General features: G+C 57.7%; 22 protein-coding genes. 11 read left to right on the forward strand and 11 right to left on the reverse strand.

The genetic code is table 11. The features are described from left to right. Positions 1–256: 256 nt before the first annotated feature. From rpsD to AC2FIO_RS05715, 4 genes are all read right to left on the reverse strand, one after another. Positions 257–877, reverse strand: a complete 621-nt coding sequence (rpsD, locus tag AC2FIO_RS05700) for a 30S ribosomal protein S4 (protein WP_058275494.1) — start codon at positions 875–877, stop codon at positions 257–259. Positions 878–1077: 200 nt separating this feature from the next. After that, positions 1078–1578 (reverse strand): hypothetical protein, encoded by a 501-nt coding sequence (locus AC2FIO_RS05705; protein ID WP_496696210.1) that lies wholly within the window; start codon positions 1576–1578, stop codon positions 1078–1080. A 415-nt stretch (positions 1579–1993) separates the two neighbouring features. Continuing rightward, entirely contained in the window at positions 1994–2782 is a 789-nt protein-coding gene (locus AC2FIO_RS05710; RefSeq protein WP_496696212.1) for a hypothetical protein, read from the reverse strand. 129 nt (positions 2783–2911) lie between these two features. Next, the gene (locus tag AC2FIO_RS05715; RefSeq protein ID WP_496696214.1) at positions 2912–5194 is read right to left on the reverse strand and encodes an adenosylcobalamin-dependent ribonucleoside-diphosphate reductase; all 2283 of its coding nucleotides are present in this window, start codon (positions 5192–5194) and stop codon (positions 2912–2914) included. Positions 5195–5322: 128 nt separating this feature from the next. On the opposite strand from AC2FIO_RS05715, the gene AC2FIO_RS05720 reads away from it, so the two are divergent. Beyond that, entirely contained in the window at positions 5323–5754 is a 432-nt protein-coding gene (locus AC2FIO_RS05720) for a DUF1489 family protein (RefSeq protein ID WP_282118950.1), read from the forward strand. Here the strand turns inward: AC2FIO_RS05720 and hisG are convergent, their stop codons facing one another. From hisG to hisS, 3 genes are read right to left on the reverse strand one after another with little or no spacing between them, the layout of a single operon-like run. Beyond that, positions 5755–6444 (reverse strand): ATP phosphoribosyltransferase, encoded by a 690-nt coding sequence (gene hisG, locus AC2FIO_RS05725; protein ID WP_058276022.1) that lies wholly within the window; start codon positions 6442–6444, stop codon positions 5755–5757. Beyond that, a complete protein-coding gene (locus tag AC2FIO_RS05730; RefSeq protein ID WP_496696217.1) occupies positions 6441–7529 on the reverse strand; it encodes an ATP phosphoribosyltransferase regulatory subunit in 1089 nt (362 codons plus the stop codon). The genes hisG and AC2FIO_RS05730 overlap by 4 nt, the downstream gene beginning before the upstream one ends. Before the next feature lie 3 nt (positions 7530–7532). Continuing rightward, positions 7533–9020: a histidine--tRNA ligase gene (gene hisS, locus AC2FIO_RS05735; protein WP_496696219.1), complete on the reverse strand. Its 1488-nt coding sequence runs from the start codon at positions 9018–9020 to the stop codon at positions 7533–7535. 131 nt (positions 9021–9151) lie between these two features. On the opposite strand from hisS, the gene AC2FIO_RS05740 reads away from it, so the two are divergent. Continuing rightward, on the forward strand, positions 9152–9346 hold the full coding sequence (locus AC2FIO_RS05740; RefSeq protein ID WP_058275721.1) for a SlyX family protein: 195 nt from the start codon (positions 9152–9154) through the stop codon (positions 9344–9346). A gap of 11 nt (positions 9347–9357) precedes the next feature. Next, positions 9358–10047 carry an imm11 family protein gene (locus AC2FIO_RS05745; protein ID WP_496696221.1) on the forward strand — a complete coding sequence of 230 codons (690 nt, stop codon included), beginning with the start codon at positions 9358–9360 and terminating at the stop codon, positions 10045–10047. 21 nt (positions 10048–10068) lie between these two features. On the opposite strand, the gene AC2FIO_RS05750 is transcribed toward AC2FIO_RS05745, so the two are convergent. The 3 genes from AC2FIO_RS05750 to dnaE form a co-directional block, all read right to left on the reverse strand. Further along, the gene (locus AC2FIO_RS05750; protein ID WP_496696223.1) at positions 10069–10437 is read right to left on the reverse strand and encodes a hypothetical protein; all 369 of its coding nucleotides are present in this window, start codon (positions 10435–10437) and stop codon (positions 10069–10071) included. A gap of 5 nt (positions 10438–10442) precedes the next feature. Next, positions 10443–10661, reverse strand: coding sequence for a YMGG-like glycine zipper-containing protein (locus tag AC2FIO_RS05755; protein ID WP_496696225.1), 219 nt, complete (start codon positions 10659–10661; stop codon positions 10443–10445). Between the two features lie 85 nt (positions 10662–10746). Further along, complete coding sequence (dnaE, locus tag AC2FIO_RS05760; protein WP_496696227.1) at positions 10747–14247, reverse strand: DNA polymerase III subunit alpha; 3501 nt, start codon at positions 14245–14247, stop codon at positions 10747–10749. Between the two features lie 344 nt (positions 14248–14591). Here dnaE and xdhA point away from each other — a divergent pair, with 344 nt between their 5' ends. From xdhA to AC2FIO_RS05800, 8 genes are all read left to right on the forward strand, one after another. Then, the gene (gene xdhA / locus AC2FIO_RS05765; RefSeq protein WP_496696229.1) at positions 14592–15953 is read left to right on the forward strand and encodes a xanthine dehydrogenase small subunit; all 1362 of its coding nucleotides are present in this window, start codon (positions 14592–14594) and stop codon (positions 15951–15953) included. Continuing rightward, positions 15950–18352 (forward strand): xanthine dehydrogenase molybdopterin binding subunit, encoded by a 2403-nt coding sequence (xdhB, locus tag AC2FIO_RS05770; RefSeq protein ID WP_496696231.1) that lies wholly within the window; start codon positions 15950–15952, stop codon positions 18350–18352. Before xdhA ends, xdhB begins: the two co-directional genes overlap by 4 nt. Further along, entirely contained in the window at positions 18352–19287 is a 936-nt protein-coding gene (gene xdhC, locus AC2FIO_RS05775) for a xanthine dehydrogenase accessory protein XdhC (protein WP_496696233.1), read from the forward strand. The genes xdhB and xdhC overlap by 1 nt, the downstream gene beginning before the upstream one ends. Next, positions 19284–20801, forward strand: coding sequence for an ABC transporter ATP-binding protein (locus tag AC2FIO_RS05780; RefSeq protein ID WP_058275481.1), 1518 nt, complete (start codon positions 19284–19286; stop codon positions 20799–20801). The genes xdhC and AC2FIO_RS05780 overlap by 4 nt, the downstream gene beginning before the upstream one ends. A gap of 63 nt (positions 20802–20864) precedes the next feature. Further along, positions 20865–21947 carry an ABC transporter permease gene (locus tag AC2FIO_RS05785; protein WP_058276029.1) on the forward strand — a complete coding sequence of 361 codons (1083 nt, stop codon included), beginning with the start codon at positions 20865–20867 and terminating at the stop codon, positions 21945–21947. 3 nt (positions 21948–21950) lie between these two features. Continuing rightward, a complete protein-coding gene (locus tag AC2FIO_RS05790; RefSeq protein WP_108859238.1) occupies positions 21951–22871 on the forward strand; it encodes an ABC transporter permease in 921 nt (306 codons plus the stop codon). 35 nt (positions 22872–22906) lie between these two features. Next, complete coding sequence (locus tag AC2FIO_RS05795; RefSeq protein WP_282151819.1) at positions 22907–23980, forward strand: BMP family ABC transporter substrate-binding protein; 1074 nt, start codon at positions 22907–22909, stop codon at positions 23978–23980. Between the two features lie 166 nt (positions 23981–24146). Further along, entirely contained in the window at positions 24147–25514 is a 1368-nt protein-coding gene (locus tag AC2FIO_RS05800) for an MFS transporter (RefSeq protein ID WP_496696237.1), read from the forward strand. A 42-nt stretch (positions 25515–25556) separates the two neighbouring features. On the opposite strand, the gene AC2FIO_RS05805 is transcribed toward AC2FIO_RS05800, so the two are convergent. Then, on the reverse strand, positions 25557–26789 hold the full coding sequence (locus AC2FIO_RS05805) for an HlyD family secretion protein (RefSeq protein WP_282169004.1): 1233 nt from the start codon (positions 26787–26789) through the stop codon (positions 25557–25559). Between the last annotated feature and the right edge of the window lie 2 nt (positions 26790–26791).

Here is a 26791-nt window from a genome sequence, read left to right on the forward strand (position 1 = left end):
TTCAATGGTCAGGCTGGAATACTGCTCGTAGGTTGTTACGCGTTCAATTCAAAACACAGCCTGCGCCACCCAAGCGTGTACTTCAGCATTCCCACCCACTGCAGGCGTTCCATTGGGGCACTTCGGTGGATATTTTCTAATAGCCGAGATGCAACTTGCTGGATCAGCCTTCAAACCCAATACGCGTCATCGCATGTCCAAACAAAAAAGGGCCGCGCAAATTGCGCGGCCCTGGAATTCTGGATGTCGGCGAAGATTAGTTCTTCGCGTAGAATTCGACGACCAGGTTCGGTTCCATGACGACCGGGTAAGGCACATCGCCCAGGCCCGGCGCGCGAACGAAGGTCGCGGTCATTTTCGAGTGGTCGGCGTCGATGTAGTCAGGCACGTCACGCTCGGCCAGAGCAGCGGCTTCCAGAACTACAGCCAGTTGCTTGGACTTGTCGCGTACTTCGATCACGTCGCCTTCTTTGACACGGTAGCTGGGGATGTTGACCCGCTTGCCGTTCACTTTGACGTGGCCGTGGTTCACGAACTGACGTGCAGCAAAGACGGTTGCAACGAACTTGGCACGGTAGACAACCGCGTCCAGACGACGCTCCAGCAGACCGATCAGGTTTTCACCGGTATCACCGTTCACACGTACAGCTTCGGCGTAGATGCGGCGGAATTGCTTCTCGGTCAGGTCGCCATAGTAGCCTTTCAGCTTCTGCTTGGCGCGCAGCTGCAGACCGAAGTCCGACAGTTTGCCCTTGCGGCGCTGGCCGTGCTGGCCGGGGCCGTATTCGCGACGGTTAACCGGGGATTTCGGACGACCCCAGATGTTTTCACCCATCCGGCGGTCAATTTTGTACTTGGCAGACGTGCGTTTGGTCACGGCTGATCTCCTTCGTTAGGTCGAGGCCCGTACAGGCCACTATGAAGGGCGTTGTCCTCTTGAGGTTTCCCCCATGACAGGAATCCCCTTACGGGGTCCACCAACACCAGTGAAGCCGCGCTTATATCCGCAGAATTGGCGGAGTCAACACGGCTGTGGATTTTTTGCTATGTGCGAATTTCGTCGGCCTGCTTGGCGTTTTAGTCTGCTACGCTTCGGACGCCCGCAACTGCGTTTTCCCAACTCTTATCCATCGGCGACCGCGTCGGGAAAGCGACAACGGTTTGGTCCGGGAGGCTGGAATTGCTTTCACTTTCAAACTCGGTATACGCACTGACCCAGAATTCCTGATCGCGCGCGGGATACCCGTTTTCGAAAACCAGCGTCGGGTGTGTGTCTCCGGCAACCGAAAACAATAGCGCCGTGTACTTTTGTGCGCCATTGGTCAGAACGATACGACCCAGTGCTCCGTCTGCCAGATTCGGCGATGGCGCTATGCTGCTTAGCACTTTTGATGCGAATGCTTCGGCCTGACCCGACAACACAAGGCCCTGCTCGGCCGGACTGGCCAATGAAAGAGCCTGCCCACGCCACGACCATGCGGCTCCTACTTTCAAAAAAGACTGAGGCGCCGCCTCAAGTCCGTTTAACTCTGTCTGCGTCCACGAAATGGATATGCGACCGCTGTCCCCGGCTGTCATTGTATCCGCCTGTACCTTTCAACAAATCACTGCTTACTACACCTACTTATCAGGACAGAATCTGGCGGAAAAGAGACCGAAGTGCAGCAATCACGTAAATGTTTCCGGTGTGTCAAGTCAAACTGATACTAAAAGTGAAAATAATTCAACCTTAGATTGTTTCTGGCAAATAGCGACGCACTAGTCTCAAGAAATCTCAAAGCGATTCTCTACTCAAATATTTGTTTTTAAATTCAAATTAAGCCTAGGGTATTCGCTCTTCATGTACCATCAATTCCAAGCGGTATTTTGGAAACCATGATATTCCGGTTCATCCAATCCAGTCTGGGCATCCGATTTGAGCCGTCCGATCGTTGCATTACAGCAACTAAATTGGGCAGCGGTACCAATCTGGGCCTGCCCCTGCTTCAACTCATCAATGGATGCCATTCGACCGCTTCAGCTTTTCCAAGTACGCGCGTTTCGCGGCCGCTACCTCTTCATCGCTCAAACTCGACCGGTTCAGGTCCAGAAAATAGTCTGCGCCTCCGGCTGGCTGTACGTTCCGATTTTCACTTGTGATGAGCCTGTCGGATCTCACGTTCAGAATGGAAAGTGCCTTGATCAACGGGAAATCGTGATCGCCCAGCCCGGAAACGTTGACAGATTCGACCTCGGCGCGCGGTGAAACCGCTTCTTTCACCCGGCACACCACCGCCTCAAGATCTGCACCCTGTTGCAACGCCTTTCCGTATTGTGACAGATCCTCGCGGATTCTGTGGCTGCGAAGGTTTTGCCAATACGTACTTCTGATCCAATCGGCCGCGATTCTGGTCGTAAACAGAAAGATAATGCGATCCCCGACATCAGTCAGGCGCGAAACCTCATCCAACAGAGTTTTGGAAAGAACGTGCGTTTGCTCATATGACCAAACCCCTTTGCGACCGGGGATCAAACCAGCGAATTCTTCATTGCTGATCAGCAGTGGTTTGCTACCTTCGTCTGCAAACGGCTTAAGCGCCTCGCGAACGATTGCTCCGAAATTGCGAAGGGTGCGATCCTTGGGGGCGACCGCATACCGCCGTGCGGCCAGGCTGGCTTCTTGTAAGTCATCAGGCAATAGAACATTCACGCGATCTTTCAGGTATTCCCGATTTTTCGAGAGCGTCTTTTGCAGGGTCGTTGTGCCCGTTTTATGGAAACCTTGATGAATTACGACCTTCAATACAATACGTCCCGTTCGTCCTTGGCCTGCGTGCTGCAGGGCTTTCAAAAAAAATGCCAAACCTGCTCAACACAGGCTTGGCACTTCTTTGGTCAGACCAATTTGAAACCGGCGCTGAATTTCACGACATCAGCCACATTTTGAATGACCGCAGCTGCGGCAGGTCATGCAACCCTCGATCATCACCATGTCGTACTGGCCGCAGGATGGGCAGGCTTTGCCGCGTGGCGCGTCCATGTTGACGACCTGAGCCTGGGGGTCGGATTTGAGCGCCATGCCCTCGCCCTCAAGAAAGCCAATATTGATCATGTGCTGTTCGATCACACCACCAATTGCGGCCAGGATCGACGGGATATACTTGCCCTGAACCCATGCGCCACCGCGCGGGTCGAATACCGCTTTTAGTTCTTCCACCACAAAAGACACATCCCCACCCCGGCGGAATACGGCCGAGATCATGCGGGTCAGCGCCAGCGTCCAGGCGTAATGCTCCATGTTCTTCGAGTTGATGAACACTTCGAACGGACGACGACGGCCACCAATGACAATATCATTGATCGTCAAGTAGATCGCGTGTTCGCTGTCGGGCCACTTCAACTTATAGGTCGACCCTTCCAGAGATTGTGGGCGATCCAGCGGCTCCGACATGTAGATCACGTCGCCACCGTCAATTTCATGCGGTGCGCTTGCACTTTCACCCGGCGCTTTGTCTTCGCTTTCCGACACGGTCAGGACGGACCCCGTCACATCGTTCGGACGATAGGTCGTGCACCCTTTGCACCCCTGATCCCAGGCCTGCATGTAGACATCTTTGAAAGCGTCAAAGCTGATGTCCTCGGGGCAGTTGATCGTCTTCGAGATCGAGCTGTCGATCCATTTCTGCGCCGCGGCCTGCATCTTGACGTGATCGGACGGGGACAGCGTCTGTGCGTTGACGAAATAGTCTGGCAGCTCTTTGTCGCCGAATTTGTCGCGCCACATCTGCACCGCGTAGTCCACGACCTCTTCTTCAGTGCGCGAGCCATCCTTTTGCAGGACCTTCCGCGTATAGGCATAGGCAAAGACCGGCTCGATCCCTGACGACACATTCCCTGCATAGAGAGAAATTGTCCCCGTCGGCGCGATCGAAGTCAGCAAAGCGTTGCGAATACCGTGTTCGCGAATTGCATCGCGCACGTCATCATCCATCTGCTGCATCGTGCCGCTTTCCAAGTATTTCTCGGCGTCGAATAGGGGGAACGCCCCTTTTTCCTTCGCCAAGTCGACCGACGCCAGATACGCAGCGCGCGCTATCGCTTTCAACCAGAGCTCGGTCTGACGCGCGCCCTCGTCCGATCCATAGCGCAGACCCAGCATCAGCAGAGCATCCGCCAGTCCGGTCACGCCCAGCCCGATACGGCGCTTGGCCTGCGCCTCGGCGGCCTGTTCCGGCAGCGGGAACTTCGACGCGTCGACAACGTTGTCCATCATGCGGACGGCTGTCGCGACCAGCTCTTGCAGGGCAGCCTCATTCAGATGGGCCGCATCTTCGAACGGCTCTGCCACAAGACGGGCAAGGTTGATCGAACCCAGCAGGCACGCGCCATAAGGCGGCAAAGGCTGCTCGCCACACGGGTTTGTCGCCGCGATGGTTTCGGCATAGCTGAGGTTGTTGGCTTTGTTGATCCGGTCGATGAAAATCACACCCGGTTCGGCATAGTCATAGGTGGCCTGCATGATCTTGTTCCACAGATCACGCGCTTGAACGGTGTGGTAAACCTTGTCTTCGAACACCAGCTCCCACGGGCCATCGGCTTTGACAGCTTCCATGAAAGGATCGGTGACCAGCACAGACATGTTGAACATACGCAGGCGTGCAGGGTCGGACTTAGCCGTGATGAACTGTTCGATATCCGGGTGGTCACAGCGCATGGTCGCCATCATCGCACCCCGGCGCGAACCTGCGGACATGATGGTGCGGCACATCGCGTCCCATACATCCATAAAGCTCAGAGGCCCGGATGCATCCGCCGCGACCCCATGCACATCCGCTCCGCGCGGGCGAATGGTCGAGAAATCATAGCCGATCCCCCCACCCTGCTGCATGGTCAGCGCGGCCTCTTTCAGCATATCGAAGATACCGCCCATGCTGTCCGGCACCGTGCCCATGACAAAGCAGTTAAACAGCGTCACACGTCGCGCAGTGCCTGCGCCAGCGGTGATACGGCCAGCAGGCAGGTATTTGAAATCTTCCAGCGCTTCGAAGAACTTCTGCTCCCAATGCGCCGGGTCTTTTTCGACCTGCGCAAGATCGCGAGCGATACGCCGCCAGCTGTCCTCAACCGTTTGGTCAATGGGAGTGCCATCGGCCTGTTTGAAACGATATTTCATGTCCCAGATCTGCTCGGCGATGGGGGCGGCAAAGCGGCTCATTGGTGATTCCCTGTTCTGAAAGAGGTATCCAGATTATCCCAGATCACACCTTAACCACAACACCTTGATGACAGGCTTTCTTGAGCTACAATGTATAGACGGTCTTGGGACGACTCTGTGGGAAAGCTGTGGATAAGTACATAAACCTCATAAAACTCTCCGTCGGATCGGAAAGCGTCGACACGCTGATGGAATGGCAGGATAGCCGCAAACCGCTTTATGAAGACGGCTTGCCGCGCCACGTCACCCGCATGTGGCCCAAGCGCGAGGCCGAGATTCTGAACGGCGGATCAATCTATTGGGTGATCAAGGGTGTCGTACAGTGCCGCCAGAAGATCCTGCGGCTGGACGAAGTGCGCGGCGAGGACGGTATCCGCCGCTGCGCCATCGTGCTGGACCCTGAGGTGCACCGCACACAGAACGCTCTGAAACGCCCGTTCCAAGGGTGGCGATACCTTAAACCCGAAGATACGCCTGCCGATCTTCCCAAAGGACGGGCCGAGGATGATTCTCTGCCCGACGATCTGAATCGCGCGTTGGCGGACATCGGCGTGCTGTAATCAGCTCAGCCGGTCAAGCAATTCGGAAAGAACCTCTTTTTCACCCACACCATAGCTGGCAACCCGACTACGCCACAGCGTGGCCTGTGATTGCAGGATCAGGCCGTCCGACAGGATTTTTAGGTGGTTTGCGCGCAATGTCTCACCTGTCGAGGTGATATCGGCAATCGCCTCGGCGGTTTCGTTCATCACAGTGCCTTCGGTTGCGCCCTGGCTGTCCACCAGAGTGTAATCTGCAACCCCAGCGTCCGTCAGAAACTCGCGCACCAATCGGTGGTATTTGGTCGCAATCCGCAACCGGTGCCCGTGGGTTTTGCGAAACGCTGCCGCGGCAGCATCTAGATCGTCCAGAGTTTCGACATCGACCCAGCAGGCTGGTGTCGCGATAATCAAGTCGGCTTTGCCAAAGCCCAACTCGGAGACTTCTTCAATCTGCTGTTCCCACCGTGGCAATTTTTCGTGCACCAGATCGGTTCCCGTGACACCCATATGAATGCGGCCAGCTGCTAGTTCGCGGGGGATTTCCCCGGCAGACAGCAGGATCAGCGAGACTCCGTCGATCCCTTCAACCTTACCGGCATATTCCCGGTCTGATCCGCTGCGCGACAATGTGATGCCGCGCTTTTCGAACCACGAAAAGGTCTTCTCCATCAATCGGCCCTTCGAGGGCACACCCAGTTTCAGGGTCATTGCGCGGCCTCCTCGATTTCCAGCATCAGGTCCGGACGCAACACGCCGCCAACAGCTGGAATTTCTGCCCCGTTGCCCAGTTGTCGCGTCAGCGCATCGTAACGCCCGCCGGTGGCAATCGGAGGCAAATCGGGGCGACCTTCGGCATAAAACCCAAAGACAAACCCGTCGTAATACTCCATCGACGTACGCCCATAGGCAGCCTCGAAATCCAACCTACTCACGTCAACACCACGCGCATGCAGGGCGGCAATTCTTGCCTCAAGCCTGTCCAGCGCCGGGGTGATCTGAGGCAGGTCAACGGCCACATCCCGCAACTGCTCCAAAGCAAAGGGCATGGTTTCCCGAACGGTCAGCAGAGATTCCAGGCCTGCAAGCTCGTTGTCAGAAATCGGTGGCGTGTCGCGATCTTCGCGCAACGCGTCGATGCGCGCCTCGATCTCGGCAGCGCGGCGTTTGCCGATCATAGGAACGTCAAACCCCATCGGGTCTGCGGCCTCCAAAAGCATTGTGCGGTGTTCCGGCTCGGGCTTTCGCCCGGCGAACCGATCGAGCAGGACGCGGAACCGACGTGGACGCCACAGGTGGCGCATCAGCGCGGCCTTGCGCCGATCCGTGGTGCGCAGCCCCTGAACAGCCGCCGTAAGGATGCCGATGTCACCGGTTGCCGCGCGCAGGGGCAGCCCCCGCAATTGCAGGGCAAACAGAGAAAACACCTCGGCATCGGCCCCGGCGGGATCATTGCGGTCAAAAACTTCATAACCGACCTGAATGTACTCGTTGGACCGATCCGGGTCATGCTCTTGCCGACGGAAGACTTCGCCTGAATAGGTATAGCGTGCGGGTTCAGCCCCTTCGGTCATGTGCATCTGCACCACCGGCAGGGTGAAGTCGGGGCGCAGCATCTGCTCACCGCGCAACGCATCCGAGGTAACGTAAGCCCGGGCGCGAATATCCTCACCATAAAGGTCCAATAGCGTTTCCGCCGGTTGCAGCAGGGGTGTATCCACAACCTGCGCCCCGGCAGCCTCGAACCGGACCCGCATCATCGCGGCGCGGGCCTGTATCTGGGAACGATTGGGCATCGGTCAGTCCTGACTGTCCAGAATTTCGCGCACTTTGGCGACCAGATCACCACGTGACACTTCGAACTGGCTGGGGCGTTCTTTCCATTCCTCGAGCGTGGCGCTTTCGGCAATCTTCGCGCCAAGGATCAGGTCCTTGATCTGCACGATCCCATTGGCTTTCTCGTCACCGCCCTCGATCACTGCAATCGGAGAGTTCCGTTTATCCGCATATTTCAGCTGATTGCCGAAGTTCTTGGGATTACCCAGATAAACCTCTGCCCGGATACCTGCGTTGCGCAGTTCTGCCACCATCGCCTGATAATCGGCCATCCGGTCGCGATCCATAACGGTCACGACTACAGGACCCGTAGCCTGCGCGGCTATCCTGCCTTTTTCGCGCAGGGCAGCCAGCAGACGGTCGACACCGATGGAGACGCCGGTCGCCGGAACTTCCTGCCCGGTGAAGCGTTTAACCAGATCGTCATAGCGACCACCACCCGAAACCGATCCGAATTGCCGCTTGCGGCCTTTCTCATCGAAAATCTCAAAGGTCAGCTCGGCCTCATAAACCGGCCCGGTATAGTAACCCAGACCGCGCACGACCGAAGGGTCAATCTCGATCCGGTCCGCGCCGTACCCGCCCGCATCCAACAAGGTGCCGATTTGTTCCAACTCGGCGATCCCGTCCGCGCCGATCTTGCTGTCGCCTACGGCGGCGCGCAAGTTGGCCAATGTTCCGGCGGTTTCCGCGGCCTTGGAGGTCAGAAACGCGATCACCGGCTCAGCCTGATCCTCGCTAAGACCAACACCGTCGATAAACGCGCCAGAGGCGTCCAGACGGCCTTTGGTCAGCAGCTCTCGCACGCCCTGCTCGCCAACTTTGTCGAACTTGTCGATGGTGCGCAGAACGTTATCGCGGGCAGCGACGTCTTCGCCAAGCCCCATCGCCTCAAGCACGCCGTTCAGAACTTTGCGGTTGTTGACCCGCACAAGATAATCGCCGCGCGGAATGCCGACGGTCTCAAGCGTGTCCGACAGCATCGCGCAAATCTCGGCGTCAGCGGCCATCGAGGCCGTGCCCACCGTATCCGCATCGCATTGATAAAACTGGCGATAGCGCCCCGGCCCCGGCTTTTCATTCCGCCAGACTGGTCCCATCGCATAACGACGATAAGGCGTCGGCAAATCGTTGCGGTGCTGCGCGTAAACCCGGGCCAAAGGCGCGGTTAGGTCATAGCGCAGGGCCATCCAGTCGCCCTTGTCATTTTCGTCGACTTCCTGCCACGCGAACACACCCTCGTTAGGGCGATCTACATCCGGAAGGAATTTGCCAAGCGCCTCGACGGTTTCAACCGCGCTGCTTTCCAGGGCGTCAAACCCGTACTGATGATAGACGTCCGCAATAGCCCGCAGCATCTCGGTGCGCTGCGTGACTTCCTGGCCGAAATAGTCACGGAACCCTTTTGGCGTTACGGCCTTGGGGCGGGGCTGTTTCTTGGGCTTGGCCATGTGGGACGTCCTTGGGAGTTGCCTTGTTCCGCGCGCGGTCTATCCCATGGCCTGCATCGGGGCAAGGCGCGCTTTCGCTGGCCATGCGCTGTCCGGGTCGCTATGACCGGCCTAAGACACAGGAGTCCCCCATGCAGCATCTGGAAGAGCAGATCGCCCATCTTGCCCGTACGGTCGAAGACCTCAACTCGGTCGTCACCCGCCAACAGGACGAGATTGATCGTTTGACACGCCGTGTCGAGATGCTGATGCGCCGCGAAGGCGAACGGGCGCAGGAAGGCTCGGGCGGGATCGTTTTGGGCGACGAACGCCCGCCGCACTATTGAGTGCTTGGCTGATGCCGAATGATGTGAACGGTGACCTCTGCGTCTGGATTTCCACGACAGTAAACAACATCAACGCAATACAAGCGGCAGGCCGTAAGGAGTTTGGCGATACATGGCGTGCGAAGCACTCGCCAGAACAGGTTGAATGGTCCAAGAGGATGGTTCAGGAATCGTCTCTGGGCTGGAAGCATGGGAAGATCCTGACCAAAGAACAGGTTGGCGATATCTGGTACTACAATACACATCCAGAATATGAAGTGCCGCCGTATATTTCCGGGGGTGGATATCCTTTGGTTTCCGAATCCGCCAAAGCTGTTCTGGAACAGTATGATCTTGGGGAGACCGTCTTTCACGCCTTGATCTTGATGGATTCAGCTGAAACGCGCCTTTCAACACCCGAGCCGTATTTTCTGCTGAATGTCGGCAACAAGCGCGCGATGGGCAACTACGAGGCACTTGGTCCTGAAGGTGATAGTCGCGCACATCTAAACTGCCGAGGAGGCGGGATAGCGTATCTTCCGGTAAGCGGGAAAGAAGACCAGTTGGTCGTTACTCCTGAAGCGGTAAGTGGCCCAGACATATGGCTGGACCCCAAAGTGCCTTCACTACTGTTCCTGTCCGACCGCCTTGTCGCTGGCCTCAAGGCCGCCGGGATGGAAAAAGGTTGGGCTCTGGTTCGTTGTGCGGTGGGCACGCTCTAACGTGCCTAAAACGAACGTGGGTCACAAACCCAGCGATGTTTTCACCGCGTTGTCGACCACGCCGCCCAAAAGGGCATCCTTATCCGAGGCGCAACCTTCCGACAGCGCTGCTATGAATGCTTCACGCAACTGGGCCTTTTCCTCATCTGTGGCCGCATGATCTTCGATATTGATCTGGCGATTGTGGAGAGACAGGGCAGTCATCTTTGCGACAACAGTCACAACAAATTCTTCATCACCATCCGCTTCTTCTGCAATCGAGGCGCAAGTATAGTGCATGACGGGCAATGCATCCTGTACCATCTGCTCAGCCGCCTCATCGGCCGCAGCCACACACGGAGCCGCCAGGATTGCGGCGCAAGCGGACATTTTGAGTTTGAAAAAACGCATCACAATCACTTCCAGTTATGTCCAATAATAGCTCCGGCCACGCCACCAATCGCTGCGCCTTTTCCGTCACCGACAATCGCTCCAACACCTGCGCCGATCAGCGCACCCTCAAGGGTCTTCTTTTTCTTCTTGTCGTCCGCCGACGCGACCGAGGCTGCAATCAAGGCCAGCGATGCCGCCGCCCCGAACAAAACTCTTCTGAAATTGAGACCTGCAATTGTCATATCAACACCCTCCTGCGGCATGACCCAAAGACATCTCTGTCGGGTCAGCCTAGCGGGGTGCTAACTGTCTGGCAACAAAGAGAGGTCAGATCTCTTCGACGGACAGAATACCTTCTAGCGATTTTATCGCGCCTTTGATCTGCGGGTTGATCGGAAACTCAACACCCAGGTCCATTTCGACATCACCTGGCAGGCTTGGGTCCAGTAACAACAATTGGATCGGTCCGCGCGCTGCGCCTTTGGCAGCGGTAGCGGCATCCTCAAGGACTTTTGCTACGGTTGGCACCGCTTGCGCTGCGTCAACAAAGATACGTAGCCCCGTCGCCCCGGCTTCTGCCACCACGGAATCCGCCGGGCCGACCGAGCGCCCCAGCAGCTTGAGTTGATCCGCCTCCATCGTCGCTTCGGCGGTCAGCACCACCTGTGCTCCGGTTTCCAGATACTCGCGGGACTTTTCGAGCGTTTCTGAAAACAGCGTTACCTCGTATGCACCTGTCGGGTCGGACAACTGGGCAAAGGCGAACCGGTTTCCACGCGCGGATTTACGCTCTTGCCGTCCGGCAACAACACCAGCCATTTTGGCGATAAAGGGGCCAGAGCGTGCTTTTTCGGTCACCTCATCCAGCGTGAGAACCTGCTTTCGCTTCAGCGCGGGCATATAGTCGTCCAACGGATGGCCCGACAGGTAAAAACCGATGGCTTTGAATTCTTCGCTCAGACGTTCCGCCGGTAGCCAATCAGGCGAAGGCGACAAGCGCGGTTCGGGCAGGTCATCGCCCGCCTCGCCAAACAGCGACACCTGGTTCGAGTTCTTCTGGTCATGGATGGCGGCCGAATACTGCACCAGCGGATCGAGGCTTTCGAAAACGCGACGGCGGTTCTTGTCGAGTTGATCGAAGGCCCCTGCCCGCGCCATCATCTCTAGCGGGCGCTTGCCGACCCTCTTCAGATCAACCTTGCGGGCAAAGTCGAACAGGTTCACGAACGGCTTGCCTTCGCGACCTGCGACCACAAGGTTCATCGCTTCGACACCTACATTCTTTAGCGCGCCCAGCGCATAGATAAGATGCCCGTCCACCACGTCGAATGTCGACAGCGACCGGTTCACGCAAGGCGGTACATAAGGCAGTTCCAGCCCCTTTCGGACCTCTTCGAAGTATACGGCCAGCTTGTCGGTCAGGTGGATATCGCAGTTCATGACACCGGCCATGAACTCGACCGGGTGGTTCGCCTTCAGCCAGCCTGTCTGATAGCTGACAACCGCATAGGCGGCCGCGTGGGATTTGTTGAACCCGTAGTTGGCGAATTTATCCAGCAGGTTCCAAACCTCGGTCGCCTTGGCCTCATCCACATCGTTCTCAGCAGCACCCTTGAGGAACTTGGGCCGCTCTGCGTCCATCGCCTCCTGGATTTTCTTACCCATCGCGCGGCGCAGCAAATCCGCACCGCCAAGGCTGTAGCCCGCCATTTCCTGGGCGATCTGCATCACCTGTTCCTGGTAAACGATGATACCTTGTGTCTCGTCTAGGATATGATCGATGGACGGGTGCAGCGTGTCCCGCTCGCTCAGCTTGTTTTTGACCTCGCAGAACTTGGGGATGTTCTCCATGGGACCAGGACGGTAGAGCGCGACGAGGGCAATGATATCTTCGATACAGTCAGGCTTCATCCGCTTGAGCGCATCCATCATGCCCGAGGATTCCACCTGGAACACCGCCACCGTCTTAGCCGCCGAATAAAGTTTGTACGTCGCCTCATCATCCAGCGGGATGGCGTTGATCTGGTTCTCGGCCCCGTCTGCAGGCTCATAAAGCTCGGTTCCGTCGGCGGCGACGTGCAATGGACGGTTGGATTTGAAGATCAGATCCATTGCATTCTGGATCACAGTCAGCGTCTTCAGACCAAGAAAATCGAACTTCACCAGCCCGGCCTGTTCCACCCATTTCATGTTGAACTGAGTGGCCGGCATGTCGGATCGCGGGTCCTGATAGAGCGGCACCAGAGCATCCAGCGGGCGGTCTCCGATAACCACTCCCGCCGCGTGGGTCGACGCGTTTCGCAGCAACCCCTCGACCTGCTGGCCATAAGTCAGCAGGCGGTCCACAACCTCTTCGTTGCGCGCCTCTTCGCGCAGACGGGGTTCGTCTTTCAGCGCCTTTTCGATGGAAACGGGTTTGACGCCTTCCACCGGGATCATCTTGGACAGGCGATCCACCTGCCCGTATGGCATCTGCAGCACGCGCCCAATGTCGCGCACGGCAGCTTTCGACAGCAACGCACCAAAGGTGATGATCTGCCCCACCTTGTCGCGGCCGTATTTCTGCTGCACGTAACGGATCACCTCTTCGCGGCGGTCCATGCAGAAGTCGATATCGAAGTCCGGCATCGAAACCCGTTCCGGGTTCAGGAACCGTTCGAAAAGCAGCGAATAGCGCAGCGGATCAAGGTCAGTAATCGTTAGCGCATAGGCCACCAAAGATCCCGCACCCGAGCCCCGACCCGGCCCGACCGGGATATCGTGATCCTTGGACCACTGAATAAAATCGGCAACAATCAGGAAGTAGCCGGGGAACCCCATGCCTTCGATGATGTCGAGCTCGAAATCCAGACGTTCCTGGTATTCTTCAGGCGTCACCGCATGTGGGATCACCGCCAGACGTTTTTGCAAACCATCATTTGCAATACGGCGCAGTTCGGCAACCTCGTCATCAGCGAATTTCGGCAGGATCGGATCGCGGCGATAGGCCATGAACGCGCAGCGCTTGGCAATCTCGACCGTATTCTCAATGGCCTCGGGCAAGTCGGCGAACAAGGTCGCCATCTCCTGCTGCGACTTAAAATAGTGCTGCGCGGTCAGACGGCGGCGGCCTTCCTGCTGATCGACATAGGCCCCCTCCGAGATACAAATCAGCGCATCGTGCGCTTCGTACATATCTGTGGTCGGGAAATAGACGTCATTGGTGGCGACCAGAGGAAGGTTTTTGGCATAGGCCATTTCCACATGGCCACGCTCGGTCAGACGTTCGGCCTCGGGTTGACCGCCCTCACCCGGATGACGTTGGAGTTCGATATAGAGGCGATCGGCGAACATCGCTGACAATCGGTCCACCAAGGCTTCAGCCGCGGGGCGTTGACCCTGTTGCAACAACATCCCAACCGGTCCATCCGGCCCACCGGACAAGCAGATCAACCCTTCAGATCGTTCCGCAAGTTCTTCCAGAGTCACCTGCGGCAACTGCCCACCCTTGTCGACGTAAAGACACGAGCTGAGCTTCATCAGGTTCTCATACCCGGCCTCGGACTGGGCAAGCAAAACCACCGGTGCGGGTGTTTTGGGCTTTTCGCCCGGTTGCGCCTGCACATAGGTCAGGTCAACCTGACAACCCATAATCGGCTGCACTCCGGCCCCGCTGGCGGTGACCGAAAACTCCAAAGCCGAGAACATGCTGTTGGTATCCGTCACAGCGACGGCGGGCATATCCATCTTATCACACAAACCGGGCAGCTTTTTCAGCCGCACGGCGCCTTCCAGCAGGGAATATTCGGTGTGAACACGGAGGTGAATGAATCGAGGAGTACTGCTCATGACTGCCACGCTATCCCAGCCGCGCGCCCGGCAAAAGCAGGAACCTTGGCTTTGGATTGCCAAAAAGATGGGCTTTGATTATTCGGCTTTTCCAGAAGGTGCTTCGGAGCCCGACAGCAGCCAAAGACAAAAAACGCTTTAGTTTCAATCAGGTGATCTCTAAACGAAGATAACAATCACGCAGAGTCAGTGCTCAATGGTGTATCACATAGGTAGTTTTTCTTGCCAGACAACCTGCGCTGTTTCTAACATCAGATGGCAAGCTATCCGCCCGCTACTCTTTCTACGTCGCATCGAAGGGGGGCACGCAAGGGCGCAACCGGGTAAGGCGACGGGTTTCTCGAATGAATATCACGTTTCTTCTGAACGGAGAGACAGTGGAACTGGCGGATGTCAATCCGACAGCGACCCTGCTGGATTGGCTGCGTGAGGATCGCGGCCTGACCGGCACCAAAGAAGGCTGCAACGAAGGCGATTGCGGGGCATGCACTGTCATGGTGACGGATGAAGGTGGCCACAAGGCGCTGAATTCCTGCATCCTGTTTCTGCCTCAACTGCATGGTAAGGCGGTTCGCACGGTCGAAGGCGCCAGTGGCCCCAATGGCGAGGCGCACCCAGCCCAGCAGGCGATGGTGGATCTGCACGGCTCGCAATGTGGCTTCTGCACGCCCGGTTTCGTTATGTCGATGGTGGCAAGTCATGCAAATGGCGCGACGGATCACGACACCCAGCTTGCTGGCAACCTGTGCCGCTGCACCGGCTACGCGCCGATCATTCGCGCCGCCAAGGTTGCCGAAGAAGTTCCCGTGCCAGTTTGGGTGAAAGACAAGCCAGTCGCCACGCGGGTCACATCGCAGATGTTGCCGGAGTCTTCGGATGAATTGGCCAAAATCTATGCGGAACACCCGGACGCCACTCTGGTCGCCGGCGCAACGGACGTTGGGCTTTGGGTGACCAAGCAACTGCGTGACCTCGACCCAGTGATTTTTCTGAACCGCTGTGATGATCTGAAAGAGATCACCATCACGGATGACGAGGTTCTGTTCGGCGCGATGGTCGATATGAACCGGATGGGCGAAGCACTGGCGGACCTGCACCCGTCTTACGCCGAAATGATCCGGCGCTACGCCAGCGTTCAGGTGCGGCACGCGGCCACCGTGGGCGGAAATATCGCAAACGGCTCGCCCATCGGAGACAATCCTCCTGCACTGATCGCTCTGGGCGCAACGCTACATCTGCGCAAGGGCGACGAACGTCGCTCGGTCGCATTGGAGGACTTCTTTATCGACTACGGCAAACAAGACCGGACACCTGGCGAGTTTGTCGAATCCGTAAGTTTTCCGCGTCAGGTGGATCGTTTGAAGGCCTACAAACTCAGCAAACGGTTCGATCAGGATATCTCAGCCGTGTGTGGGTGCTTTAACATCATCGTATCGGACGGAACGGTTACTGATGCGCGTATTGCCTTTGGCGGTATGGCCGGCATTCCAAAACGGGCTTCAAGTGTCGAAGCCAAGCTGGTTGGAAAGCCGTGGACACTTGAGACCATTCGGTCCGCCATTCCGGCCTTCGACAGTGATTTCACGCCAATGACGGACATGCGCGCCTCGGCCAACTATCGGCTGCAGACCGCCAAAGCGATGCTCGAACGGTACTTCCTAGAGGATCAGGGCGAAGTGACAAATGTATTGGAGGTATCCGCATGAGCGTGACCAAACCCCTCCCCCATGACGCGGCGCCACTGCATGTCGCGGGAACCGCACGCTATGTGGATGACATTCCGACGCCCAAAGGATCGTTGCATCTGGCCTTTGGAATTAGCCCGATTGCCAAGGGTAAGATCACCACGATGGACCTGTCGGCGGTGAAGGCAGCCGAAGGTGTCGTCATGGTAATGACAGCCGACGATCTGCCGTTTGCCAATGACGTCTCACCGTCGATCCATGATGAACCTCTGCTGTCTGATGGCACGGTGCACTATATCGGGCAGCCCGTTTTCCTCGTCATTGCGACCAGCCACCTTGCCGCGCGGAAAGCGGCGCGTTTGGGCCAGATCGATTATGCCGAAGAGACCCCAATCCTGACGGTTGAAGAGGCGCTTGCCGCAGACAGTCGGTTCGAGGACGGTCCGCGCATCTACGCCAAGGGCGATGCGGATGCGGCCATTGCGGGTTCGGCGCATGTGATCGAAGGTGGGTTTGAACTTGGCGGTCAGGAGCATTTCTATCTGGAAGGTCAGGCTGCACTGGCCGTGCCCAATGAGGGCGCGGATATGTTGGTGCATTCTTCGACCCAACACCCGACCGAGATTCAGCACAAAGTAGCGGACGCTCTGGGTGTTCCGATGCACGCGGTTCGCGTTGAAACGCGCCGTATGGGCGGCGGCTTTGGCGGCAAGGAAAGTCAGGGCAACGCTTTGGCTGTTTCCTGCGCTATCGCAGCGCGTGCGACAGGCAAAACCTGCAAGATGCGCTATGATCGCGATGATGACATGATCATCACCGGCAAGCGCCACGCATTCCGGATTGCGTATAAGGCCGGGTTTGATGAGAACGGTCACATCCAAGGCGTTTCCTTCCTGCATCATGCGATTTGCGGTTGGGCCCAAGACCTGTCCCTGCCCGTCGCGGACCGCGCGATGTTGCATTCGGACAATGCCTATCTGCTGCCGAATGCCCGGATCGAAAGCCACCGGCTGAAAACTAACACTCAATCCGCCACCGCCTATCGCGGCTTCGGCGGACCACAGGGTATGGTCGGGATCGAACGCGTGATGGATCACGCTGCGTATGAGCTGGGAATGGACCCGGTCGAATTGCGTCGCCGGAACTACTATGAGCCGGCGCATGTTGTTGCGGATCCCGTGATCGCTGAAAAGCCGCTGGGCCATCCTGACCCGCACGAGGACCTGACCAGCCGAGGCGCGGTTGAGATGGGCAACGCCCCGGTGCGTCCCTTGCCCGCAGGTGGCAATACCACGCCGTACGGGATGGAGGTCAGTGACTTCGAACTGCACGGCATGACTGCCAAGTTGCTGCAATCCAGCGACTACAACGCGCGCAAGGCAGCCATCCAGAAGTGGAACGCCGAGAACAGCGTGATCAAGAAAGGCATCGGCTTTTCTCCGGTTAAGTTCGGCATTTCGTTTACGTTGACCCATCTGAACCAGGCGGGCGCGTTGGTGCATGTGTATCAGGACGGCTCGGTTCACCTGAACCACGGCGGCACCGAGATGGGGCAAGGTCTTTTCCAAAAGGTCGCGCAAGTGGCCGCGTCCCGCTTTGGTATTCCGTTGGAGATGGTGAAAATCACCGCGACCGACACCGCCAAGGTGCCGAATACCTCGGCTACGGCCGCGTCCTCGGGCAGTGACCTGAACGGTATGGCGGTCAAAGCGGCCTGCGACACGATCCGCGACCGGATGGCTGACTATCTGGCGCATCGACATCAGGCCGATCCCTCAACGGTGACGTTCTCTGATGGCCACGTCTCGGTCGGCGTAGAGCGCTACACATTCTCAGAAGCAGCTGCGCTGGTTTATCAGGGCCGGGTCAGCCTGTCTGCGACCGGGTTTTATAAGACACCCAAGATCGAGTGGGACCGGATCAAAGGCCGGGGGCGTCCGTTCTTTTATTTCGCCTACGGCGCGTCGATTACCGAAGTCGCGATCGATACACTGACAGGCGAGAACCGCATTTTGCGGACGGATATCCTGCATGATGCAGGCGCGTCGCTGAACCCGGCGCTGGATATTGGGCAGGTCGAAGGCGCATACGTACAGGGTGCGGGATGGCTGACCACGGAAGAACTTGTCTGGGACGGCAAGGGCAATCTGCGCACGCATGCGCCGTCGACCTACAAGATCCCCGCTTGCTCGGACCGGCCTGATGTTTTCAATGTCGCGCTCTGGAGCGGTGAAAACCGCGAGGACACGATCTATCGCTCAAAAGCGGTCGGAGAGCCGCCGTTCATGCTGGGTATTTCCGCGTGGCTTGCCCTGTCGAATGCGGTGGCGGCCTGCGGGGACAGCTATCCGGCACTGGATGCACCCGCCACGGCTGAAGAAGTCTGGAAGGGTGTCCAGCGGGTAAAGGGAGAGACCTGATGGGATTTGATCGAGAGGCTTTGAGGGAGGCGGTCAAAACCCACGGCAAGGTGACCCGGGTGGTTATCGCCGGGATCAAGGGGTCATCCCCCCGTGAAGTTGGCGCTGCAATGCTTGTTTGGGAGAACGGGCAGTCGGGCACCATCGGCGGTGGCACGTTGGAGTATCAGGCGGCTGAAGCAGCTCGATCCCAAGCAGCGCCCATGCGCCAAACGCACCATGCCCTCGGCCCGGATATGGGCCAGTGTTGTGGCGGTGCAGTAACTCTGCTGAGTGAAATCTACGATCTTGCGGCCGTCGACAGGCTGGATGATGCAGTCATTGCGCGCTCGGCTTCGGGCGGTGAGATGCCGCTTTCGGTCAAGCGACTGTTGTCGCAGGCCCGCGGTCAAGGTGTTGCGCCCGAACCGCAGCTGATTGACGGCTGGATGGTCGAACCCGTTCACGAACCGGCGCGCAATCTGTGGATATGGGGTGCCGGTCACGTTGGCCGGGCTCTGGTTGACGTTCTATCCCCATTGCCTGATCTGTCAATCACCTGGGTCGATACCGGGCCTGAGCGTTTTCCCGAAGCGGTGCCCGCAGGCGTAACCGTCGTTCCGGCAAGCAAACCGGCCGAGCTGGTTCGCCATGCGCCGCGTGATGCCGAGCACCTTGTGCTTACTTATTCACACAATCTGGACCTGGAGCTGTGCAACAGGTTGCTTTTGCATGATTTCCGCTTTGCGGGCCTGATTGGCTCGGCTACGAAATGGGCGCGGTTCCGATCCCGGCTGGCCGCTTTGGGACATGCGCCCGAGCGGATTGGCCGGATCACCTGCCCAATCGGAGATCCAGCCTTGGGTAAACACCCGCAGATGATCGCAGTTGGTGTCGCGGCGCAGATCCTGCGCCCTGCCCGGCAAAACGAAATAAAGAAGGACCTGAGCGCGTGACCACTCCACTTCTAAGCTTACAAGGGCTGACTAAAGCCTATCCCGGCGTCGTGGCCAATGATCAGGTGTCCTTTGACATCGGTGAGGGCGAAGTTCACGCCTTACTGGGCGAAAATGGTGCCGGAAAATCCACTCTCGTAAAGATGATCTATGGGCTGGTGAAGCCCGACAGCGGCACCATGCTGCTGCGCGGACAAGCCTTCGCACCACCCGAACCCCGCGCCGCACGGGCGGACGGGATCGCGATGGTGTTCCAGCACTTCTCGTTGTTCGACGCATTGAACGTGGCCGAAAACATCGCCTTGGGGATGGAAAACCCACCAGCCATGGGCGATCTGGCGGCGCGTATTCGCGAAGTTTCGGAAACTTACGGTCTGCCACTGGATCCCTATCGCACCGTCGGCGATCTGTCCGCGGGTGAGCGTCAGCGGGTCGAAATCATCCGCTGCCTGTTACAGGATCCGAAGCTGCTGATCATGGATGAGCCGACATCGGTTCTGACACCTCAGGAAGTCGACATTCTGTTTGAAACGCTGAACAAATTGCGGTCCGAAGGTACTTCGATCCTGTATATCTCGCACAAGCTGGAAGAAATCCGCACACTGTGCGACCACGCCACAATCCTGCGTTTGGGTAAGAATGTCGGCGAATGCGTTCCAGCTGAGACCTCAGCGCGGGATATGGCCGAGATGATGGTGGGTTCGACCCTGCAAACACCCGAGCGTTCGGGGCGTGAGTTCGGTGAGGTCGCCCTGGATGTCAGCGGTTTGTCAGTTCCATCACCATCCGAGTTCGGTACCGCATTGAAGAATGTCCACATGACCGTCCGTAAGGGCGAAGTTTTGGGCGTTGGCGGTGTCGCGGGCAACGGCCAGGACGAATTGTTGGGCGTTCTGTCGGGCGAGATCACCACAGCACCCGACGCGATTAAGTTCAACGGCCAGCCGATCGGAAAACTGGGGCCTACCGCGCGCCGCAAGCTGGGCGTTCTGACCGCTCCGGAAGAGCGGTTGGGACATGCGGCCGCCCCTGACATGAGCCTGACCGAAAACGCTTTGCTGACTGGATCGGTCCGGGAAGGACTTGAGAACAACGGCTTCCTCAAATGGGCAGAAACCAAGAGTTTTGCCGAAAAGATCATCAGTGCCTTTGACGTCCGCACACCGGGGCCAGAAAACGCAGCACGATCTCTGTCAGGGGGCAACCTACAGAAATTCGTCATTGGGCGCGAAGTCCTGCAAAACCCGGACGTTCTGGTTGTGAACCAACCGACATGGGGCGTTGATGCGGCCGCCGCGGCCTCGATCCGTCAGGCCATTCTGGATTTGGCCGCCAAAGGCACCGCAGTCATCTGCATATCGCAAGATCTGGATGAGCTGATGGAGATATCGGACAGCTTTGCAGCGCTCAATGAAGGGCGGCTCAGCGCTCCGCGTACGACCACGGGTCTGACGGTCGACGAAATCGGCCTGATGATGGGCGGCGCGCATGGCATGGAGGTGGCCCATGTTTAATCCGTCGGACCGCCTTCGGCGGGAAAATTTACAAAAAGATGAAGAAACTGGGGGAATGAGCAGATGATTGTGTTGGAGAAACGGCCGCAGCCGTCCAAAGCGTGGTCTTACGCGACCCCTTTGGTGGCCGTGCTGGCAACCATGGTTTTCGGCGGCATCCTGTTCGCCATTCTGGGCAAGAACCCGATCCAAGCCATTGGCACCATTTTCTGGGAGCCGCTGTTTGGCGAGTTCGCTTTCTACTATCGTCCACAATTGCTGGTCAAAGGCGCGCCGCTGGTTCTGATCGCCATTGGCCTGTCCTTGGGTTTCCGAGCCGGTATCTGGAATATCGGGGCCGAGGGGCAATACATCATGGGCGCTATCTTTGGCGCAGGTGCAGGTCTGGCCTTTTACCCGCTGGATGCGTTCTACGTTTTCCCGATCATGGTGATCGCCGGCGCATTTGGCGGTTGGCTTTGGGCGGCGATACCGGCCTTCCTGAAGGTGCGTTTTGGCACCAACGAAATTCTCGTATCACTGATGCTGGTCTACGTGGCCGAGCAGATGCTGGCTTCGGTTTCCCTTGGTCTGTTGAAGAACCCCGAAGGGTTCGGCTTTCCCGGATCGCGCAACCTGCAATCCTATGAAAGCGCGCATAACGCTGAGTTGATCGCCGGATCGGGAATGCACTGGGGTGTGGTGACCGCGCTGATCGCAGTGATCTTTGCCTATGTCCTGCTGAACCGTCACATGCTGGGCTTCCACATTCGCCTGACGGGTGAAGCGCCTCGGGCGGCGAAGTTCGCGGGTGTAAACCCGGCACGTCTGATCCTGTTCTGTCTGGGCATGTCCGGTGCCCTGGCCGGGTTGGCGGGGATGTTCGAGGTCGCAGGCCCATCAGGTCAGGTCAGCATCGACTTTAATGTGGGCTACGGCTTTACAGCGATCATCGTGGCCTTTCTGGGCCGTTTGCATCCGGTGGGTATCCTGCTGGCAGGTGGCTTGATGGCGTTGACCTATATTGGCGGCGAAATCGCGCAATCCCAGTTGGGCCTGCCTGCTGCTGCCATTCAGGTCTTTCAGGGCATGCTCCTGTTCTTCCTGCTGGCTTTCGATCTTTTGACCAACTACCGCATCCGTGCGGCCCGTAATGAGGTGGCGTGACCCATGGACCTAGGTGAAATCAATCCCGTACTTTTGGTCGCCTCACTTATGGTGGCCGCAACCCCCCTGCTGCTGGCGGCGATCGGAGAGCTTGTCGTCGAAAAAGCAGGTGTTCTGAACCTTGGCGTAGAGGGCATGATGATCGTCGGCGCAATCAGCGGATTTGCGATATCTGTCGAAACAGGATCACCCTGGCTGGGGTTCATTGCAGCAGCCATTGGTGGCGCGGTTCTGTCCCTGCTGTTCGTCCTGCTGACGCAGTTTGCGCTGGCGAACCAGGTGGCCAGTGGTCTTGCACTTACCCTGTTCGGCCTAGGCTTCAGCGCGCTGATGGGTCAAAGCTATGTAGGTGTCAAACCGCCCAGCATGGGAGATATCCATATCCCGTTGCTCAGCGATATTCCTGTGATTGGCCCCATCCTGTTCCAGCATGATCCGATCCTGTATCTGGGCATCGCCTTGGTTGCGGCCGTCTGGGCCACGCTGAAATACACACGCGTCGGTCTGATCCTGCGCGCAGTGGGTGAAAACCACGACGCCGCACACGCCCTGGGCTACAAGGTCATCAAGATCCGCATCCTGGCGATCCTGTTTGGTGGCGCCTGTGCGGGCCTCGGTGGAGCCTATATCAGCCTGATCCGCGTCCCGCAGTGGACCGAGGGCATGACCGCCGGTGTTGGATGGATCGCGCTTGCGCTGGTGGTCTTTGCCAGCTGGAAACCATGGCGTGCTTTGCTGGGTGCTTATTTGTTTGGCGGAATCACGGTGTTGCAGCTTAATCTGCAGGCCGCAGGCGTTGCCATCCCAGTCGAGTATCTGGCAATGTCGCCCTACATCATCACGATCCTTGTGCTTGTGATCCTTTCGGCCGACAAGAGCAGCGCACCTGCCTCACTGGGCCGGACCTTCCACGCCTCGCACTAGACGGGGCCAATTGAACCAACTTGGGGAGTAACCACATGAAATTCACTTCACTTCTTGCCAGTGCCGCCATGGTGCTGGGTCTTGCGACCGGCGCGGTCGCACAGGACAAAACAAAAGTAGGCTTTGTCTATGTCGGTCCGGTGGGCGACGGCGGCTGGACCTATGAACATGACAAGGGCCGTCTGGCGGTTGAGAAAGAATTCGGCGACAAAGTCGAGACCGTGTTTGTTGAGTCCGTTCCCGAAGGCCCGGACGCGGAACGTGTGATGACGCAGATGGCGCTTGAAGGCGCTGACCTGATCTTTACCACCTCGTTCGGGTACATGGACCCGACCATCAACGTGGCCAAGAAATTCCCGAACGTGAAGTTCGAGCACGCGACCGGCTATAAGACCGCCCCGAACGTGTCCGTCTATTCGGCCCGTTTCTACGAAGGTCGTGCCGTTCAGGGCCACATCGCGGGTAAAATGACCGAGTCGAACATCATCGGATACATTGGCTCCTACCCAATCCCCGAAGTGATCCGCGGCATCAACTCGGCCTACATCCATGCCAAAAAGGTAAACCCGGATGTCGAGTTCAAGATCATCTGGGCCTACACTTGGTTCGACCCGGCGAAAGAGGCTGATGCCGCAACCGTTCTGATCGAACAAGGTGCGGACGTGATCCTGCAGCACACCGACTCGACCGCGCCGCAGGCCGCCGCACAAGAGGCAGGCAACGTGATCACTTTCGGTCAGGCCTCGGACATGAGCGAATATGCTCCCAAGCCGCGCGTCTCTTCGATCATCGACAACTGGGCGCCTTACTACATCGCACGTACCCAAGCTGTCATGGATGGGTCATGGGAAACCGTGAACACCTGGGACGGTATCAAGGAAGGCATGGTTGAGATCGGTGAGATTTCAGACGCCGTTCCGGCCGATATCAAAGAGGAAGCACTGGCGATGAAAGCCGCCATGGCAGCGGGTGAATACCATCCCTTCACAGGCCCGATCAAAAAGCAAGACGGCAGCGACTGGCTGGCTGAAGGCGAAACCGCCGATGACGGCACGCTGGCTGGTATGAACTTCTACGTTGAAGGTTTGGAAGGCGAAATTCCGCAGTAAACCTTTGCACGAACACGTTGAGGGGCTGGCCATTAGGCTGGCCCTTTTTCGTTTCTATGGGAGCACCTCGCCTAACCTTAACTAATTACTGTCTTGACGATTGCAGACACGACGGACCTGATGGGGTTAATGTTTTACCTGTCTCAACACGAAACGTAAAAATCCCATGGAGATCAAAGCGCAAGACCACAGCCGCTGGTGGATACTCGGCGCAATGGGCGCCATCTTGGGTGTTATTCTGCTGGACGAAACGGTCGTCAGCGTCGCGCTTCCAACCATTCGCGATGAGCTTGGCCTGTCTCTGCTGGAAGCGCATTGGGTGGTGAATATCTATCTGCTGGTGTTGGCTTGTTTTGCGGGCGCAGCAGGGCGATTGGGCGATGTTCTGGGCATTCGGGTTTTGCTCAGTGCAGGTTTATTGATTTTCGGTTTGTCCTCCGCGCTGGGAGGGTTTGCCGAAAGCGGACTTGAACTGCTAACAGCGCGCGCCGCACAGGGCATCGGTGCAGCACTGATTTTCCCGCTGTCGCTAGTGGTTCTGATCCAGTCTTTTGACGAAAAGGAACGCGGGCTGGCACTGGGTCTATACGGCGGGATCGGGACAGTATTCCTGTCAATGGGTCCGCTGGTTGGAGGCGTTCTGACCGAATATCTGTCTTGGCGCTGGATCTTCTGGGTCAACCCCCCAATCGTGCTTGTGGTCGCTCTGGTCGCAAGGGCTTTCTGGCGGGACCCGCCACACCAACCGGAGCGCGAGTTCGACCTGAAAGGCCTAATTCTACTGGTGACGGGGTTGGCGGCTGTTGTGTTTGGTGTCATGGAGGGCCCGGACAGAGGCTGGGCACAGCCCGAAGTTCTTATGGCCCTGTCAGCGGGTCTTATTTTTTTGGTGTTATTTGTCCGCGTCGAACAGAGGGCAACATCGCCTCTGATTGCCATCTCCCTTTTTGCCGGCCCCGGGTTTGCTGCTTCAAACATGATCCTGTTCACCGCACAATTCGGCAAGATTACTCTGTTCGTGTTCGGCGCATCCTACTTTCAATCAAAGCTCGGGTTTTCACCGCTGACTGCTGGTGTCGCCCTGTTGCCGATTGCTTTTCCGCAGATTTTCATTGCCCCGATGGCGGGGAAAATTGCTGATAAATTTGGCTCTCGCGGCCCTTCTCTGACAGGTACAGCGCTGGGTACGATTGCCATACTTATTGTCGCACTGGGAATGCATTTGGACGTCGCCGCGCTGATCTATGCTGGCTACTTCCTTTGGGGTTGTTGCGTGCCGTTTCTGTTTGTCCCCCCAAGGCGGGCCATCATGTCAATGGTACCACAAGCTCTGCACGGACAGGCAAGTGGCATCTCGATGACATTTCAGCTGCTGGGCGGTACGGTCGGGATGGCCCTGGGCAGTTCGGTTTTTGCCATAACCGGCTCGTTCACTCTCGTTTTCTGTTTTGTTGCGGCGTTCGCTGTCTGCGTTCTCGCGTTTGCTTACGTGTCCCTCGCCTTAGATAACAAACCCGGCCGCCCAGCGGTTTAAACCTCACACAGGCCGGATCTGAAATCAAAACGCTTGAATGGATCAATGCCCGGTCAGCACCAGCGTATTCACCGGCATCAGGATCAGACGCAGGCGCAAGCCCGCCGCGTGGACAACACCGATCGTGTCGATCACATGCAAGGCGGCGGCGTGCCAGAATCCCAAATCCTCATGCTCAAGCCGTTCATGGTTATCGGTGTAGACATTGGCCAGACAGTTGCTGCCGGGCGGTATGTCATCGGCCATGTTTTTGTACAGCGGCTCCATATAGACCAAAATCGAGCCGGGCACCTTGTTGGTCTGAACATCGCGCAGCTCATCTGTGGGACGTATCTGACCTGACGGGATGACATCCTGCACCTCAACCACAACCATCGGGATCACGGTGAAGGGCTTGGTCATGCAGCCCAACTCTCCGATCATGCCCGGCTTGATGACCTGAGCGGCCATCTGGTTGAATGCAGCCTGAAACCGGTTATGGCCCGAGCTTGACGGAACCAGAATGCCCGCAGGCCGCAGCAAGGGGCTGACATAGTCGCCCACCTGAAGGCCGAATTGTTCAACGCGACCGGTCACACCTGCGCTTACGACTGTTTTGTCCAGCTCGGTCAGCGCGGCGTCCAACTGGGCGTTGGCGCTGGCCAGTTGGGCCGGGATCAGTTCTTCGATCTGCTGCACCACGGCGGCACGGCGGGATCGCGATGCGGTCAGCTGCGCTTCACGCTCGGCAACAAGGTTTTCCAACCGGTCGATTTCGGCCAATCGCACGGCGCTGGAGCCTTCGTCCCGCAGGGTGGTGTTACGCTCCAAATCCTCAAGCGATTGATCCAATGCAGCGCGCGCGCCTGCGATGCCTGCGTCGGCCTCGGCCAGATCGGTTTCCGCCACTTTCAGCGAGGCCTGAACCTGCGCGATCTGCGCGTGCGCGGCCTCGACCTGTGCGGTTTGGGTGAAATCCTCGATCCGGAAAATCGGCTGGCCGGCGGTGACCTGCTGATTGTTGGTGACGTAAATTTCGGACACGCGACCGCCGAGTTGAGGCAGAATTGTCACCGTTCGGAAATAGGACGCCGCCGTTTTACTGGCAGGGTGGAAGTAAAACAGCGTGGTGATCACGGTCAGCGCAAGAATGGCGCAGGTGGTCAGGCCCCAACGCAGTTCATACCACATGGTGAACAGTGTGATTTCATGGCCTATACGTTTGCCCTGTACGTAACGGCGAAATAAGTAATCCGGCAACACGGTGACCAGCGCGCACATCAGTGTTTCAAGCATCT

Source organism: Ruegeria sp. CDSB086 (genome assembly GCF_059611065.1).